The sequence below is a fragment of the Campylobacter sp. JMF_08 NE1 genome (assembly GCF_027737875.1).
GTDB lineage: Bacteria > Campylobacterota > Campylobacteria > Campylobacterales > Campylobacteraceae > Campylobacter_B.
In genome coordinates this window covers 175,352-193,108 of the sequence record NZ_JAOVUC010000001.1, presented here as the reverse complement: position 1 = coordinate 193,108, position 17,757 = coordinate 175,352, and the positions used below count along the sequence as shown (strand labels likewise).

General features: G+C 42.6%; 12 protein-coding genes. 4 read left to right on the top strand and 8 right to left on the bottom strand.

Features of this window, described 5'->3' with window-relative positions; genetic code table 11:
* The first annotated feature begins 3 nt into the window (after positions 1 to 3).
* The 4 genes from OFN91_RS00895 to OFN91_RS00880 all read left to right on the top strand — a co-directional run bounded on the left by OFN91_RS00895 (position 4) and on the right by OFN91_RS00880 (position 3,343).
* Positions 4 to 795 carry a DUF3298 and DUF4163 domain-containing protein gene (locus OFN91_RS00895; RefSeq protein WP_270872925.1) on the top strand — a complete coding sequence of 264 codons (792 nt, stop codon included), beginning with the start codon at positions 4 to 6 and terminating at the stop codon, positions 793 to 795.
* A gap of 69 nt (positions 796 to 864) precedes the next feature.
* On the top strand, positions 865 to 1,845 hold the full coding sequence (locus OFN91_RS00890) for an agmatine deiminase family protein (protein WP_270872924.1): 981 nt from the start codon (positions 865 to 867) through the stop codon (positions 1,843 to 1,845).
* A 16-nt stretch (positions 1,846 to 1,861) separates the two neighbouring features.
* Positions 1,862 to 2,800, top strand: coding sequence for a carbon-nitrogen hydrolase (locus OFN91_RS00885; RefSeq protein ID WP_270872923.1), 939 nt, complete (start codon positions 1,862 to 1,864; stop codon positions 2,798 to 2,800).
* A gap of 9 nt (positions 2,801 to 2,809) precedes the next feature.
* On the top strand, positions 2,810 to 3,343 hold the full coding sequence (locus OFN91_RS00880; protein ID WP_270872922.1) for a tetratricopeptide repeat protein: 534 nt from the start codon (positions 2,810 to 2,812) through the stop codon (positions 3,341 to 3,343).
* Between the two features lie 53 nt (positions 3,344 to 3,396).
* Here the strand turns inward: OFN91_RS00880 and msrB are convergent, their stop codons facing one another.
* From msrB to OFN91_RS00840, 8 genes are all read right to left on the bottom strand, one after another.
* Positions 3,397 to 4,428, bottom strand: coding sequence for a peptide-methionine (R)-S-oxide reductase MsrB (gene msrB, locus OFN91_RS00875; protein WP_270872921.1), 1,032 nt, complete (start codon positions 4,426 to 4,428; stop codon positions 3,397 to 3,399).
* An 84-nt stretch (positions 4,429 to 4,512) separates the two neighbouring features.
* A complete protein-coding gene (gene hypF, locus OFN91_RS00870) occupies positions 4,513 to 6,807 on the bottom strand; it encodes a carbamoyltransferase HypF (protein WP_270872920.1) in 2,295 nt (764 codons plus the stop codon).
* Positions 6,797 to 8,359 carry a hypothetical protein gene (locus OFN91_RS00865; protein ID WP_270872919.1) on the bottom strand — a complete coding sequence of 521 codons (1,563 nt, stop codon included), beginning with the start codon at positions 8,357 to 8,359 and terminating at the stop codon, positions 6,797 to 6,799. The genes hypF and OFN91_RS00865 overlap by 11 nt, the downstream gene beginning before the upstream one ends.
* The gene (locus OFN91_RS00860) at positions 8,356 to 8,904 is read right to left on the bottom strand and encodes a HyaD/HybD family hydrogenase maturation endopeptidase (RefSeq protein WP_270858957.1); all 549 of its coding nucleotides are present in this window, start codon (positions 8,902 to 8,904) and stop codon (positions 8,356 to 8,358) included. Before OFN91_RS00860 ends, OFN91_RS00865 begins: the two co-directional genes overlap by 4 nt.
* The gene (gene cybH / locus OFN91_RS00855; protein WP_270872918.1) at positions 8,901 to 9,569 is read right to left on the bottom strand and encodes a Ni/Fe-hydrogenase, b-type cytochrome subunit; all 669 of its coding nucleotides are present in this window, start codon (positions 9,567 to 9,569) and stop codon (positions 8,901 to 8,903) included. Before cybH ends, OFN91_RS00860 begins: the two co-directional genes overlap by 4 nt.
* Positions 9,570 to 9,572: 3 nt before the next feature.
* Positions 9,573 to 11,297 (bottom strand): nickel-dependent hydrogenase large subunit, encoded by a 1,725-nt coding sequence (locus tag OFN91_RS00850; RefSeq protein WP_270868243.1) that lies wholly within the window; start codon positions 11,295 to 11,297, stop codon positions 9,573 to 9,575.
* A 2-nt stretch (positions 11,298 to 11,299) separates the two neighbouring features.
* Entirely contained in the window at positions 11,300 to 12,445 is a 1,146-nt protein-coding gene (locus OFN91_RS00845) for a hydrogenase small subunit (RefSeq protein ID WP_270858960.1), read from the bottom strand.
* Between the two features lie 124 nt (positions 12,446 to 12,569).
* Complete coding sequence (locus tag OFN91_RS00840; RefSeq protein ID WP_270872917.1) at positions 12,570 to 17,723, bottom strand: alpha-2-macroglobulin family protein; 5,154 nt, start codon at positions 17,721 to 17,723, stop codon at positions 12,570 to 12,572.
* Positions 17,724 to 17,757 lie beyond the last annotated feature (34 nt).

Genomic DNA, 17,757 nt, shown 5'->3' with positions numbered 1-17,757 from the left:
AAAATGAAAAAACTTGCCACAATTGCGCTGTTTGCGCTGTTTTCTTATGCGCAGATTAACCCGCAGTCCCAGGAGCTGTATTCAGACGATGCGCACAGCTACACCCTAGTTCAAACCGGCAACGAAAATTTAGACATTTTGCTAAAAAACCGCCTGTTTGGGATTTGCGAGGGCGAGAGTATCGACGAGAGATGCGCGCTTTTGCTAAAAAGCTTGGACGCGAAAAAATACGCCACAAGTTTAGTAGAACAATCCAAAGCCCAAGCTGATAAAGAAATGGCTCAAAATGGCGATTTGGACTTTCATAGCGAATTTAGTGCCGAGCAAAGCTTCGTCTCTCAAATCGGCAACCTAGCCCAAATCAAGCAGTTTTCATACTCGTATTCTGGCGGAGCACACGGCATGGAGCACACGAGCTATATCATCTACGATTTAGTCGCAGACAAGAAAATCGACATTGCAAATGTCCTAATTGGCGCGGTTAGCGTGGAGCCCCTATACAAGGAGATTTTCAAGGGTTACAAAGATATGCTTCGCGCAGATATCATAGCCTCGCAGCCAAACTGCGACAAAGCCTGCCAAGAGCGCGATATTACGGAGTTTATCAAGACATTTTGGGTGGATAATCTGCCAGAAGATATCGTTTTTAAAAGCGAATTTTACTTCGCCAAAGAGGGCGTGGCGTTTGTCTTCGCGCCGTATTTCATCGCGCCGTATGCTATGGGCGAGCCCGAAATCATCGTGCCTTACGAAAATTTAAAAGGCATTTTCAAAGAGGAATTTTTAAAATTTTAACAAATTTAGCGTAAAATTTTACGCTAAATTTTACATAAAATTCAACGCAAATTTAGTTTTGGAGAGAAAATGAGAGCATTTGCAGAGTGGGAAAATCAAAACGCACTTTTAGTTTCACTGCCTCACGAGGACAGCGACTGGGCGCCGTATCTGGGCGAGATTAGTAGCGCTTATACGCACTTTATCCGCGCTGTGGCGCAGTTTCAGCCGCTCATAGCTATCGCACCAAAACGAGCAGTATTCGACAAAATCTGTGGCGAAATAGACGAGAAATTCGCCGTTAATTTCGTGCAGATCCCTACAAATGACACTTGGATACGCGATTATGGCGCGATTGATGTCGAAAATGAGGGCAAGGTAGAGGCACTAAATTTCACCTTCAACGCTTGGGGCGGGAAATTTGCGAGCGAAAAGGACAACGCGCTAAATGCCACGCTTTATGAAATTTGGGGCAAAGCGCTGCACAATGTCGATTTGATTTTAGAGGGCGGAAGTGTCGAATTTAACGGCGCTGGCGTGCTGATGACGACCGAGGAGTGCTTGCTAAATGACAACCGAAACGCCCTTAGCAAAGAAATTTTGGAGCAAAAGCTAGGCGAAATTTTTGGGCTAAAAAAAATAATCTGGCTTAAAGGCGGATTTATTCAGGGCGACGATACAGACTGCCATATCGACACGCTGGCTAGATTTGTGGGCGAAAATCTCGTTGCCGTGGCTTCATGCGATGATTCTAGCGATATACACTACCCTGCCCTGCGCTCGCTAAAAGAGCAGATTTTAGCGCATGGATTCGAGGTCATCGAGCTTCCGCTTCCAGAGCCGATTTTTTACGAAAATAGGCGTTTGGGGGCGACTTATGCGAATTTCGTATTTGTAAATGGCGGTTTAATTGTGCCAACTTACGGCGATAAAAACGACGAAATCGCGCTCTCTCGCCTCGCAAAGGCTTGCCCTGGGCGCAAGGTCGTTGGCGTAGATGCGCGGGTTTTTATCCGTCAAAACGGCTCGCTTCACTGCTCGTGTATGAATAAATTTAGCGATAAAATTTAAAATTTAAAGGCAAAAAATGAAAAATTTAAAAGTAGGACTAATCTCACACAAATTTTACGGCACCAAATCAGCCACGATAGCGCGCACCAAGGAGCTTATCGCAAAGGCGGCGCAAAAAGGGGCGAATTTAATCGTGCTTCAAGAACTCCACCAAACTCACTATTTTTGTCAGCGCGAAAACACCGAAAATTTCGACTATGCGGTAAATTTCGAAGACGATGTGAAATTTTGGGGCAGTATCGCCAAAGAATTTGGCGTAGTGCTTGCGGCTTCACTTTTTGAGCGCAGGAGTGCGGGGCTGTATCACAACACGGCTGTGGTTTTCGAGCGCGACGGCAAAGTGCTTGGCAAATACCGCAAAATGCATATCCCAGACGATCCGAATTTTTATGAAAAATTCTATTTCACGCCCGGCGATATGGGCTTTGCGCCGATTGATACGAGCGTGGGCAGGCTGGGCGTGCTGGTGTGCTGGGATCAGTGGTATCCTGAGGCAGCGCGCGCAATGGCGCTTCGTGGGGCGCAGGTGCTAATCTATCCGACTGCGATTGGCTGGTTTATGGGCGATGAAAGCTCGGAGCGAGAGCGACAGCTAGAAGCGTGGGTCGCTGTGCAAAGAGGCCATAGCGTGGCAAACTCACTGCCTGTGATCGCTGTAAATCGCGTAGGATTTGAGAGTGCGAAGCTTAGCGAAATTTCGCCAAATGTAGTTTTGGGAAATACTGCGCCTAAGATGACATGCGATGAGAGCGCAGAGGGGATTAAATTTTGGGGCAATAGCTTTGTTTTTGGACCGCAGGGCGAAGAGCTATTTCGCGCAGGTAGCGAAAGTGAGCTTTGCGAGGTCGTGGAGATTGATATGCAAAGGTGCGAAAATGTGCGCAGGTGGTGGCCGTTCTTGCGCGATCGCCGAATCGAGAGCTACGGCTCACTTCTAAAAAGATTTGATGATTAAGGACGGAATTTGAAGAGAATTTTACTATTTTTAATAATTTGCATTATTGGGATTTTTATCCAAATAAGCTTTGATGAAAAATTCTTTTATCCAAAAATTGCTTGTAAATTAGGTAGTGAAAATTCGTGTTCGAAAATCAATATAGAGGGAAATAAATTTTTGACAAATTACCGCCTTGATGAAGCTGAAATTTTGCTTCGCACCGCTTGTGAAGCAAAATTTTATAAAGCATGCTCGAATTTAGGCGCACTTTATAACAAAAAATCTCTTTGGTATTTGCAGTACTCTTGCGCTAATGGATTTTATGGTGCTTGCGATAATCTGGGAAAATTTTATGTCGGAAACTTTAAATACGATATGGCTATACCGCTTTTTACGGACGCTTGCGATCACGGCATCGTATCTAGCTGTCAAATTTTAGCTTTTATGTATTATATCGGCAAAGGGGTGCAACAAAACCCTGCAAATGCAATGAAATTTTACGAAAAAGCTTGCAAATTAGGCTCAAAAAACGATTGTGAAACTTTAAAAAAATTCAAATAAAATATAAAATTTAGCCCCGCCTTGGCTAGTCAAATACACCTCGCAAATTCGCCCTATTTCACATACGGGATAAACTCGCCGTATCCGCGCTCGCTCATTTTTTCGAGCGGGATAAATTCGAGCGAGGCGCCGTTTATGCAGTAGCGCAAACCGCCCTTTTCTTTGATGCCGTCCTCGAAAACATGTCCCAAATGCGCCCCGCCAAGCCGTGAGCTAACCTCCGTGCGCACCATGCCGTGGCTCGTATCGCGCGCATAATCCAGCGCGTCGGTAGTTATGGGCTTAGAAAAGCTCGGCCACCCGCACCCTGCGTCGAATTTATCCGTCGAGCTAAAAAGTGGTTTTTTCGTAACGACATCGATATAAATGCCCTTTGCGTCGAGTTTGTTAAATTCGCTCGTGTATGGGCGCTCCGTCGCCTTTTCTTGCGTCACGCTAAACTGCAACGGCGTTAGATTTTCCTTCATCTCTTCTGGGCTAGGGAGTGCGAACCTGCTCTCGTCATAAAGCGGTTTGCTCGCCAAATTTAGGTCGATATGACAATATCCATTTGGGTTTTTGCCAAGGTAGTTTTGGTGATACTCTTCTGCGCGCGCGTAATTGCGTAGTGGTGCGACCTCGACGGCGATTTTTTCCTTATATTTTTTTTGTTTTAAGGCAATGAAATTTTGCAAAAATTCCTTGTCGCTCTCGTTGGTGTAGTAGATCCCCGTGCGATACTGCCTGCCGACATCGTTACCTTGTTTATCGACACTGACCGGATCAATCACTCTGAAAAAATGCTCCAAAATCTCGGCAAATGCCACGACATTTTCATCAAATTTGATTTTTAGCGTTTCGGCGTGGTCTGTGTTTTTGAGCGAATAATAATCGGTCTTTTGCGAATTTCCATTTGCATAGCCGACTTCTGTGCTAAGCACTCCACTAACTCGCTTAAAATAGCCTTCCATACCCCAAAAACAGCCACCCGCTAAATAAATTTCTTTTAAATTTTGATTTTTGCTCTGCACGCTTTCGCCCTTTAAATTTATTTCATCTGCGCCTAAAAACAGCGCAAAACATAGTAAAAATTTTAAAATTTTCATCATTTTTGCCTTGTTTGATTAAAAATTCTCTGCGATTTTAGCGTAAAATTTTAAAATTTTAAGTTAGTTAATAAAATTTATTGATTATTTTAGGCGAGCAATATAGGCCATGAGTTGCCCGAGGGCCACGCCACTATCGTTACTCGGAGTGATTTTGTGTAGGTGAAATCTCACCCCAGCCTCGCTAAAATTGCGCACTACCAAATCCAAAAGCGTGGCATTTTGAAAAACCCCGCCACTTAGCACAACCTCTAAATTTCGCTCTTTTGCGATTTGAAGCATTATTTTAGCGAGTGCGTTTATGAAATTTGACGCAGCCGCGGCTGGCTCATCTTTTAGCGCGCTTAAAAATGCGTTTTTCACGCTAATTTTGCCATTTATTATCTCAAATTTATATCGTTTTTCGCTCTCACTCGTGATTTTGCTCTCATCAAAGAGATTTTCCAAACTCATACCGCTTTGGCCGTCGAAACTAACGCTTTTTAGGGCGCAAATCACGCTTGCAAATGCGTCAAAAATGCGTCCAAGCGAGGTTGTCTTTGGCGAGCGCGGAGCGATTTTGGCTAAATTTGAAATTTCATTTTGGCTAAATTTCGCCAAAAACTCACTCGCCTCGCTTTCAATGCCGAATTTAAAAATCAGCGAAATTGCGAGTTTGTAGATATTTTTGATCGAACTCTCACCACCGATTAAGGCAAATTCGTCGAAATGCAAAACTCTATCATAGCCAAATTCATCAAATTCCAGCACTTCGCCACCCCAAATCGTGCCATCTTCGCCATATCCCGTGCCGTCAAAGCTAAATCCGAGGTATTTTTTACCACTTCCAAGCAAATCATTATCCGCCAAATTCGCGACCAAATGCGCGTAATGGTGCTGAAATTTCACCACTTCAAAGCCCAAATTTTCAAAATGTTTGGAGTGCAGAAAATTCGGGTGCAAATCTCCCAAAACAGCGTCAAATTTCAAATCATAAGTTTTGATAAAAATATCCAAAAGCGCGAAAAATCGAACATTTGTGGCGATATTTTTCAAATCGCCGATATATGGGGAAATAAAAATTTGCCCGTCTTTATATATTGCAAACTGGTTTTTTAGCTCCGCGCCAAGGGCGAGAAACGAGCCTTTATGAGTAAATTTGCTTTTGAAAATTTGCGGATTTAGCCCACGCGAAGTGCGTAAATATTGCGTAAAATTTTGCGTAATTTTTTGCGAATTTTGCTCCGTGATTTCTGCAATACTCTGCGTCTGATTTTGCGCCACAAAGCCCACGCTATCGTCGCTTGGCGTGATAATCTCTCTGTCATTATCCAAATAAAAATCAATCACACCGCCCAATTTTTGGCGCAAACTCGCCTCATCGTAAATTATCGGCTCGCCACTGATATTCGCGCTCGTAGCGATTAATGGGCGATTAAAATACTCAAAAATTAGCAAATGAATGCCCGTATTTGCTAGAAAAATGCCAACCTTGCCTAAATTTGGCGCAACTGCCCTAGCAAGGGCTAAATTTTGCGAATTTTTCGATTTTTTAACCAAAACAATCGGTTTAATCTGCGAGTTTAAAAGCTCTTTTTCACTCTCGCTAAATTTGGCAAATTTTTTAGCCATCTCGTAATCTTTACACATCACGGCAAACGGCTTATCAGGGCGATTTTTGCGAATTCGTAAGGTCGCTACGGCGTCTTCGTTCGTCGCGTCGCACATTATATGAAATCCGCCAAGCCCCTTTACAGCGACTATCTCGCCACGAGATAAAATTTCACAAAGCCTAATAACAGCCTTTTCGCCAATACCCAAAATTTCGCCATTTTTGTTTTTCAAAAAGAGCTTTGGCCCGCATTTTGCGCAAGCAATCGGCTCGGCATGATAACGGCGATTTAGCGGGTCAGTGTATTCGCCACCGCAAAATTCGCACATTTTAAATTTCGCCATTGTCGTATTTGCGCGATCATAAGGGAGTTTTTTGATGATACTAAGTCGCGGTCCGCAGTTCGTGCAGTTGATAAATGGGTAGCGGTAGCGTTTGTTTTGCGGGTCGTAAAATTCGCGCCTGCAATCATCGCAAATGGCAAAATCAGGCAAGATTGGGTTAAATTTCGCCGAATTTTGCGAAGAAACGATTTTAAAATCACTATAAATTTTAGGCGCGATTTCGAAAATTTCAAATTTATCAATCCGCGCAAGTGGCGGAAGCTCGCTATAAATGCGCTCTTTAAGCCGTGCTATTTGCTCGCTCGTGGCGTTTGCGTGGATTTTCACGCCCTCGCCGTCGTTATAAACCTCGCCTTTTATGCCTAGATCGGTGCAAATGCGGTAGATAAACGGGCGAAAGCCCACGCCCTGCACAGCTCCTGCAATCTCGATTTTAACGCTCACAGCCTTGCAAACCCAAATACGCCGAGAAATCAAGGCGAGATTTGCCAAGCACGAGTGTGGCGATGTTTGCAAACCTGCGCTCGGCAAAGAGCGAACCGCTAAGCACGCCAGAATCGTATAATGCCTCGTTTGCGTCAGCCAAATCGCCGATAAATCTAGCCAGTGTGTCGATTACGCCGTAGCTTAAAACCTTATCATCGACGCCTGCTAACTTGTAGCTCATCGCTGAACGAAGCGTTTTGGCGAAGTTAAAATCGCCGTTTTCTTTAAGCTCGAAGTCTAGCTTCATGCCCTTTTCGCCCAAAAACTCCCCAGCACACTCCAACAAATACTGTGCGTCTTTGCCAAAAATCACGCGAGAAAGCAGTTCAAAATAGCCATAAAAACTAGGTTTTACTTCGCTAAAATCGGCATTTGCGCGCGCATAATCTAGGCTAAATTTTGTGCTAAAATTTGCCAAAAGTTTTGCGCCTGTCTCGTCGCTTTTGATTTCATCAAAAAGAGCGTCTAAATTCGCAGGCATAGCGAAATTTAGGAGTTTGCGCTTGGATTTGGCTTCGTAAATCGCAATCTCATCGGCGCTGTTTTTCGATACAAACACCCTCATCACGCGCGAATCAAAAATCTCTTTTTCCTTGCAAATAAGCCCAAAATGCGTGGTGCTATCGCCAGAGGCAAGAAGCGTTTTTTCGGCCTCGCTCATAAATTCAGAGTTTTTTGTGATAAGAAATCTATCCTCAATCACGCATAAATTTAAAAATTTATTTTTGTTACCCTGCGCGCCGACATAGTAGATTTCATCATCTTCGAGGCGTTTAAAAAGCGCGAACGAAAAGAGATCGCTACACATTTTCACATCGAAAAATTTAGGTGATTTTGAGAAGGAGCTACGAAAAACGCTGTTTGTTTTGAGGCGTAAAATCGGCTTTTCGTATGTCGCAAGGGCGATTTTTTGCTTGTCGTCGGTGATGAAAATTTTATTAAACGATTTTAGGCCAGTAGCGACCATAAAGTCTGAATTTTCGAAATTTAAATCCGCACTAAGGCTGAATTTCTCGCCATTTAGCGAAATTTGCAAAATTTGATTATGACGCAAAATGCGGTAAGCATGCTCAATTAATTCTGCAAAATTTTGCTTATTTACAGCGACGAAACTCTCGCCGTCAAAGACGCTAACACCGCTTAAAACTCCAAATTCGTTTTCTATAAATTCGCCACTTTGCAAAAATTCATGAATTTGGCTTGGGGTGAAATTCGAAAATTTAGGCAAAAATTTAATCTCGTCGCTTCTGGCGCAAACCTCCTTCAAATCCCCTTCGCCAGATACCACCTCCACGCTCGATTTTGCCAAAAACGCAGAATTTGGGATAAGCGCCATAAATTTATCGCTGAATTCGAGTAGCTCTTTTTCGTCTGCTTCGACATAGAGTGTGGTTAAATTTTTGCCTAAATTTAGGGCGTATTTCAGCCCAGCCTTGCGCGCATAAAAATCCAAAAAATAGGCGATTAAGCCGTTGTTATTCAAATAATCAAATTTAAAAGAAATTATCAATTTTTGCCCTTAGAATCAAAATTTTCAGCGATATCGCGCACGCTTAAATTCCCAATTTTTTCGCACACAAAACCGCGAGAAGCGATAAAATCTATCGCCGTGCGCTCCATAATCTCGCTAGATTTCAGCACCTCATCGCTCACGCTAAAACTCATCGGCTCTATGCGCATTGGCACCACGGCTAGGATTTGCGTGCGTGGTCTATCGCCACAAAGATCTAGCATTTGCAAGGTTTCTAGCATCTCCACCTCGTGAGCCGAACCGCTCCATTTCACGCTTTTTGGCATAGCCTCGTAGTCGAAGAAATACACATCGCCGATACTGCCCTCGTCTGCGTCGATACAATCAATCAGCAAAATTTCATCAAATTCGACCAAAATGTGCATTAAAAGCGCAGCCAGCGTGCCTCCGTCGATGAATTCGATACTATCGTCAGGTGAGTTTGGGGTGAATTTGTAGTTTTGTTGCAGTGCGTGCATAAAATGTACTCCGACACCTTCGTCGGAGTACATAATGTTACCTATACCGATAACACCTAATTTCATTTTTGAACCTTGAACTTATAGCCGCTAATGATAGCGTCCATAGCTCCGTCTTGTCCTTTTACAGCATTGAAAACAGCCATATAAACATGCACAGGGATAAACAAAATGATGATATTCATCGATAAATGGTGGATAGTGCGAACCTCGCTTAGACCACCCATCATAGCCTCGATTGGGCGCATGATTTCATAAATCATACCGCCAAGCCCGCCATGATACATATGCACATGAAGCACAAGGCCAGTGATACAAATCAGAGCCAAAACGATATAAAATCCTAAATACGCAATGAATTGCAAAGGATTATAAACGCCGTGCAAATGTGGGTGTTCGCCTAAAAATAGGTAAAATTTGATCTGCTCGATCCAAACCCTAGGATTAATAAAATCCTTAATACTAACTAGCTCTTTTCTGCTGTGTTTATCGAACAAAAACAGATATGATTTGTAAAGCATAGCCGCCATTAGCACGAAACCTGCCACTAAATGCACGAAGCGAATTTTAGCTTGCAAGAATAAATTTGGCTCAGAGCTAATCTCTGGGGCTATGAAAACATAAGCCAAATAAAATCCAGTAATTACAAGTATGACGATAGCGATAGCGCGTATCCAGTGGGTAAGGCGCAATCCTATCGAAAATTCATACTCGGCTTCTCTTTTTTTCATGGTTTAATCCTTGATATTTGGATTTACTTTATATGAGCTAAGCTCGTTGCCTTTGGTATCCATAACATGAACAGCGCACGCAATGCACGGATCATAAGAGTGGATTTTGCGGATAATTTCAAGTGGTTGCGTTAAATCTGCAATTTTAAGACCGATTAAGCATGACTCATAAGATGCCATATTGCCCTGAGCGTCTTTTGGACTAGCGTTCCATGTGCTAGGAACGACTGCTTGCCAGTTTTGGATTACTCCATTTTCGATTCTGCACCAGTGGCTTAGGCTACCGCGCGGAACATGTCCGATATATCTGCCTTTGTATGATTTCTTTTTATCGATTGTGTATTTAGCGCAAGTCTCGGTGTCGCCTGATTTAATATTAGCGATTAGGTTATTAAATGCTAATAGTCCATTATCAGCTACGACTTTTGCCTCGATCATACGGCACGCTGTTCTACCAAGAGTAGAGAATACTGCTTCTAGCGGAAGACCTGTATCGGCTAAGAATTTATCTACTACTTTTACTACAAATTCATTACCTTTTGCGTAATTTACAACGATATTTGATAGTGGTCCAACTTGAAGTGATTTGCCATCATATCTAGGAGCTTTGATCCAAGTATATTTACCCTCGGTATTTAGGACTTTTGTATCTTCCATTTCACCTTTGGCATTTAGGGTTTGCTCTACCTTAAATCCTGTGTAGTTTGGTTCTTGTTCGCCGTCATAAGGGTGAAGTGGTTTGTCATTTTTATACCATGAGTGAGTAGCTTCTTCTGTAATCTTGCTCTCATCTAGCTCATGAACCTTGCTAATATCGCCGTCTAAAATCACACCGCTTTGGAATAAGAAATCATTGCGTGAATATTGGAAAGTTTGGTGTGTCCATAGATTTGCGACACCGACATCATTTAAGACACTTGCTTCATTAGCATAAGCACCACCAGCCATAAGCAAGTCTGGATAATATGCGCGATTGATGAAATCAGCGACTTCTTGGAATTTAACCATATACTCACCAAGTCTTGCCGGGCTTAGGATATCCATTACGCATGTTACGCCACCGACTGTTAGGGTTTGTGGGTGTGGTTGTTTGCCACCGAAAATCGCCATCATTTGCGCAGCTGTTCTTTGGATACGCAAGCACTCTAAATAGTGGCTAAGCGCAATCAAATTTTGCTCAGGGGTTAGCTTGTATGTGCTGTGTCCGAAATATGCGTTTGCAAATGGTCCAAGTGCGCCTTTTTCAACGAAAGCTTTTACTCTTTGTTGAACCGCTTTTAGCTGATCCTCACCGCAAGCATAAGGCAAATCTGTATATCTGAAAGCCTCTTGGCTAGCAGCGTGTGGATCTGCGCTTAGTGCGCTTACGATATCGACCCAGTCAAGTCCGTGTAGTTGATAAAAATGCACAGGGTGATCGTGCATAAATAACGCAGTGTTCATTAGCGTTCTGGTTAAAATCGCATTTAGTGGCGGAGTTATGCCAAGAGCATTTTCAACAGCTGAAATTCCAGCATTATAGTGAGAAAATGTGCAAACACCGCAAATTCTTTGCATAAAAAAGCCGATATCCCTAGGATCGCGACCCTTAACGATAGTCTCTAATCCACGCCATAAAGTAGAGCCAGAATACGCATCCGTTACAACTCCGTTATCATCGACAACTACTTCTATGCGTAAGTGTCCTTCAATACGAGTTATCGGATCTATTACTAATCTTTGTGACATTTCTACTCTCCCTTATTCTTTTTAAATGATGCAATGGCTGCATGAACTGTGATAGCTACACCTGTAACAGCCAAAATTCCTATACCGATTTTATCGGCTGTCGCATCAGCACCTGCTCCGCTAAATACGGTATTGTATAATCTATCTGCCAATGGCTCCTCAAATGGTCCCATGTGATCCCAAAAATCAGGCTCAGAACAGCCGATACAGCCATGACCTGCTTGGATTGGCCAGCTAGTGTGAGCGTTAAATCTCTCGCGTGAGCAGTTATTAAATGTATATGGGCCTTTGCAACCTACTTTATATAGACAATATCCGTCTTTTGCGCCTTGATCGCCGAATTGCTCTACGAACTCACCTGCGTCGAAGTGACCGCGTCTTTCGCACAAATCGTGAATTCTAAGTCCGTAAGCCCATTTTGGACGATTATAAACATCAAGCGCTGGAAGTGTGCCAAATAGTATGTAATGAAGGACATTTCCTACGATATTTTTCTCGCTTGGCGGACAGCCAGGGACATTGATTACTTGTTTTTTAGTTAATTTGCTTAACGCAACAGCGTTTGTTGGGTTTGGTCTTGCTGCTTGGATACCACCGAAGCTCGAACATGTTCCAATAGCAAAAATCGCAGCTGCACCAGCAGCAGCATGTCTGCAATGCTCGGCACCTGTCTTACCGGCAGGTCCTACTGTAAGGAAATATTCGCTACTTCCGCTTGGAATTCCACCTTCTACCATTAAAATATACTGCCCCTTATATTTTTCGATAGCTCCGTCTAAATTTTCCTCTGCTTGCCAGCCAGCAGCAGCCATAATCGTCTCGTGATATTCTAAACTAATATAGTCGAAAATCAACGAATCGATAGTTGGAGTATCAATTCTAAGTAAGCTTTCGCTACAACCTGTGCATTCTGCCATGTGAAGCCAGATCACAGGTAAGCGATCGGCGAGTTCTGCCGCCCGTGCAACTTGTGGTGCAAATACGCTAGGTAACCCAATCGCCGCAGTCATTGCGCCCGCCCATTTCATAAAATCACGGCGTGAAAAACCGCGCTCAGCAAGGCGTTTAGTGATACTATCGCCCTCTTTTATCTTGGGTAGTTTAGCGACTTGTTCTAGCCTATCGGCTACTTTTGCTAAATCAATCATTATGTTCTCCTTTACGCTTATAGCGTTAATCCGTAATTATATAGTTTTTTTGTTTAAAATTTGTTAAGAATAAACTTACTTGTAGTTAAATTTTCTACAAGTAAGTTAAATTTTAAGGTTAAATTTATTTAATTTTGAAATTTAGCGCCGGTAAATCATAATCCATTACGCTTTCGTTTTGCATATCGGTGATACTCACAGCCGGCAAGGCACACATACCAGAATACACTACATTAAGCGGTGTGTAAAATACGCCGGTATAGTCATTGCCGTTTTTCGTATCTTTATAATACGCCCCACCAACCGGGAAGCTTAGCACTCTATCAAACATTATCTCTTTGTGCTCAAAGCTAGTTTTATCCTGCAAATTCTCAGGCCTTATAAATCCCGGATTTATGCGCTCATTGACGATCTCAAAGCAGGTGCTTGCCGCCTCATCAATCACGAAATTTCTGATATAGAAATTTGAGCGGAAATTTATCTTAGAATAAATTCTTTGCCCTACTTTTAGATTATCAAGCGAAACCGCATTACCAGCCTCATCGACAAATTCACGCACGATTTCTAGCTGTTTGATTCCGTGTAGATTTCCTGTGTGGTTGTTTATACTAAGTGGGCTATGTTTGAGCGCGACTGGTTCGTAACCAAAGCTAAGCAAATTAGCAAAAATTTTCTCGCCATTTTTTGGCGAAATTTTGATTTCTCTGTCGTTAGAATTTAGCGTAATTACTGAATTTGACGGAGTTTGGATGCTTTGTGTAAGTCCGTTTGCGACGATATCTGCGCCCACGCCCTTATCATCTTCGCCAAAATACGCTTCCAGCGCCCTTAGCACAAACGCTCTTTCTTGCGTGCTATAAATGTCTTGTAAATTTTGGCTTAAATTTTGCGCCAAAATATCTAAGACACTATCTTTTATACCGACGCTTCCTAGGGCATACAGAGCAAATCCAGCGTCCCTAACCTCACTAGCAAAAATTTTACTAGCCTCTTTATTAGCATAATCAAATTTATAATTTGAACTATAAATTTTACTAAATTCCGCGCTCATTTTGTGTTTTTGCAAAATCGCAAGCATAGAAAATGTCGCTAGCGGGCTAGCTTCGTAGAGTTTTTTATCATAGACGAAATTTAGCTCATCATCGCTAAGCGCGCCTACCCTATCTAGCACGAAATCCGCATACAATCGCAAGCTAGGCTCGCTAGAATACGACGATTTTAGCGCCCTTAAAATCAGCTCTTTTTGTTTTGGGGTTAGGATTTTGTATTTCGCGTCCATATCCAAAAGCACATCGCTAGCATACAGCGACGCAAATGCGTTCGTCTCGCCATGCGCGCTCCAATACCCAAATTCGCCGTTATTTTTAAGCCTTGATAAAATTTTCGTAGCATGCTCTAAAACAGCCCTCTTCATCGCCTCGTCGTGATCGCGTTTGTAAAAGAAATCATAGGCTAAAATTTTTGAACTTAGTTGCTCTGTGCAACCATACGGATATCGCTCCAACTCCCTTGCCACCGTATAAGTGCTAGGTCTAGTGCCTATGTATGTAAAGACATCTTTATACGAAGCTGGCAGGCTAAAATTCATCGGCGCGTCGCTATAAGCACTGGCGCTAAATTTCGAGCGCGGAAACTGCGAAATGACATCAAATTTCAACTCATACTCAAATTTCGCCCCATTTTCTTCGCTCGCTTCCAATCTCACCACGCCCTCGCCAAGCTCTAACGCATTTGCTCTAAATTTCAAATTCTTTGCTTCTAGCGCGCCTAGCGTGATATTTGCATCACTAAGCGAAATTTGAACTGCGTCGTTAAAACTCGCCTTTAAATTTAGCGATTTTGGCGAATTTGTCGTATTTATAAGCGTTAGCGGGATATTTATATCATCGCCTTTGACCATATATGTAAGATCGGCTGGTTTGATGACGATATCATCTTTGACACTAATTTGAGAATTTGCCCAGCCGATTTTTTCTTCATCATCAAGGGCTAGCGCGCTTAGGCGAATCATAGAGTTAAAGTGTTTTGGCAAATCTACCTCGAATCTAGCCTCGCCTGCGCCGTTTGCAATACTCTCATACATTTTGACAAATTTTTTATCTTTTTTGTTTTGCACTGGGCTTAAATTTCGCTTCGCACTTTTTAGCATTTCATCACCGCCAAAGCTTAGTTCTTTGCCGTTTGCGCTATACACGCTCAAATCATCGAAAATATCGAAATATCGGTGCCTGAAATATATCGGCTTATCAAAATACGAAAACGCATTTAGCTCTTTTTGATTTATCGCGTCTAGTATCCCTAAATCCACAGCATAAAGCGTGATTTTAGAATTTGGCGCTGATTTTGCCACGATTATGGCTTTTTCGCCGTTTTTATACTCAGACTTGCTTTGCAGGCTAAGAGGGAGTTTTTTCTCGCTCACATCGAGGCTTACGGCTACATTAGCGTAAGTGCGAAGCGGCATAGCAGCACCCGAGGCAGAGCGTGAAATGCTAGCGCTAATGTGTCCGCCAGTGAAATTCTCTGGCACTCTTAGCTCGAAACTTGCACTGTTTCCGCGAATTTGCGTGATTTTATAATCATACACGCCCTCACCTATCAAAGCCACATTTAGCACGCCGTTTTCGATAGGCGAAGTAATCACGCCTTTTATCATTTCGCCAGGTTTGAGCTTTGATTTTTCTAAATTTATACGGGCGGTATTGACATCTTTGGCATTTAGCCTGCCATAATATCCATATCCGCTCACATCGATTCTCACGCTCGCACTTGCCCCGCTTGCGTAGTCGTTCGCCACTACGATATACGAACCGCCATTTTCGAATTTATACCCAATCTGTGAGCCCTCTGCGCTAATGCTATCTACAAGCGAAAAGCTCTCTTGCTCGACATATCTCTCGCCGTCGTAAATGTAAGTGAAATCTTGGCGATAAATTTCTAAATCCACCTTGCCTTTTTGCTCTTTTTTGCTAAGGCTATCTAGCAGTGCAAGGTCAAATTTTACCTCCTCGCCACTGCTTATGAAGTCCCTGCTAGCGCGAATTCCTAGAATTTTGTCGTATGGATAGTAGCTTAGCATTTTATACGCGCTGACATTTTTGCCCCCGTCTTGGACGCTAAAATTCATCATCAAATTTGCCGCATTTGACACACCCTGCGCCTTTGGAGCGATTACGAGATCTTTTTTGCCGTTATTATCTAGCCTAAATTCCTCGCTTTTTACCTCCAATGTGCCCTCTTTTTTAAGTCTTGCATTTGTGAAGCTATATCCTTCAAAACCGCTGATTTTAAGCTCTTTTTCGTAGGATTTCACCTCAATTTTACTGGCTAAATTTGCAGCTGGTGCGCCCACAAGGTAGTTTGAAATCAAATTTGCGATTATTAACTCATCTTTGTAAATTTCATCTTTGCTCGTTAAAATTTCGTTTTTCACGCGGTTTGGTATGAAATTTTCGACGCTAAATTTCTTGGTTTCGATGATTTTATCCTCGTAGATTAGCTCAAAGGTATAACTTCCGCTTTTTTCGCCCAAATTCTCTTTGAAATTTAGCGCGCCATAAGAGTCTGTTTTTAGGGCGCGAGTGATGATATTCACGCCGTAAGGATCTGTGATTTTGTATTTTATCGGAGTGTTTTTAATCGGCGTAAAATCGCTCTTTTTGAGCACCACAGAGCCGATTAGTGCCTCATTTGGGCTTACTAGCTCGCTAGCGAAATACACCATTGCCCGCGCGTCGCTTGTAGTCGCTTCCCTGCTAGAAACAGCCTCGTCAAATATCACAAATCCGCGCTCTTTGCCGTCTGTAATCTCGATAGATTTAGGATTTTTATCCAAAAATTTAGCGTCATTTACAAGCAAAATTCCATCACTATTCGTGCGTTTTTCTAAAATCAGCTCGTTTTTGTCATTGTAAATTTTAACAATAGCGTGCGACAAAGCCTTCGCATCGCTTAGGCGCGAAGTATAGATTAGCGCGCCACTATCAGCCATGCTAACCTGAGCCGAAATATCGCTGATATAGGCTGTGCGCGTGATAGTTCGCATTATAGCACCCTCTTTGTAATGCACATCTATCACATACACGCCGTCCTCAAAGCCCTTAAAATCCATAGCGATTTTATGCTCGCTAATCTCGTTTTTCGCCCCGCCAATGTCAAATTTTTTATTCACAACCTCGCTAGCTAGCGAGTGCGGATAATTGCTTTCGAAATTTAGAAAATATCTGAAATTCTCATCGCTGATTTTTGAGACGCTAATGCTAATTTCATTTAAATTCGAGCTTTTTATCGCGATATTTGCGTTTTTAGGGACGAATTTTTTCATATCACTAAACTGCACAAAAGGCTTCCTATCGCCAGTTTTGAAATTTAGCTTTATTTCATTTCTAACTATTCTAGAATCATCGCCAAAGCCCTTTAAAAGGCGCAATTCATAGCTTTTATTTGGCGCAAATTCAGCGCTTTTGATATCTACATGATAGTAGTATTTATCACTGATTTGCGGGTATTTTTGCTCATCTTCGTAGTATCTGTATCTAGCCTCGCCAAGGCTAAATTTACCCACGCCATTAACGCGGATAAATTTGGCTAAATTCGCGTCATCGACATAGTGAGGGAAATACAGCCTCGCTCCAAACGAGCCGTCATTAAAGCTAATTTCTCGGATTTTGACATCATCTAGGTTTGAGGCGTTTATGCTGTCGTTAAATGGCTCCTCATCTGCTTTTAGGATTTTTGGCGCGCTTAGCGTTGCGCCGTTTTTTGATTTTACAAAGCCTGCTTCGATGACGATATTTGGGTGCTTAGCATCATAAGAAATCAAAAAACTTCTATCATTTTGCGCACTAATGGTAAAGCTAATATCGTTTTTGGCTAAATTTTGCAGTGAATACACGCGAATTCCAGCCTTTGCCCCCTCCTCGCTCACGCTATCGTTAAAGCTAATCTTTGCAAGCCCTGGGCGCAGTATTTTAAGCTCGCTCGCGCTAAACTGGGCCGTCGTAAAGCTAAATTTCTCCCCGCCAATCTCGCAATTATAGCGAGTGCTAGCATTTAGCTTAGTCTTTGGATAAAACTCTATTTCAGCGCTATTTTTATACTCATACACGCCAGTAATCCCTGGCTCACATTTTGCGATTTGCTCCTCGCTTATGCCAAAAGGCGCGATTTTTGCACCACTAAAAACCAAGCTCTCATCATTAATCTGCGTCTCCATGCCAAAGAGACACCCAGCGCAAAGCGCGCTACAAAGCCCAAATTTGATTAAAATTTTTTCCATGATTTTCCCCTAAGAATTTCGCGTAATTATATTG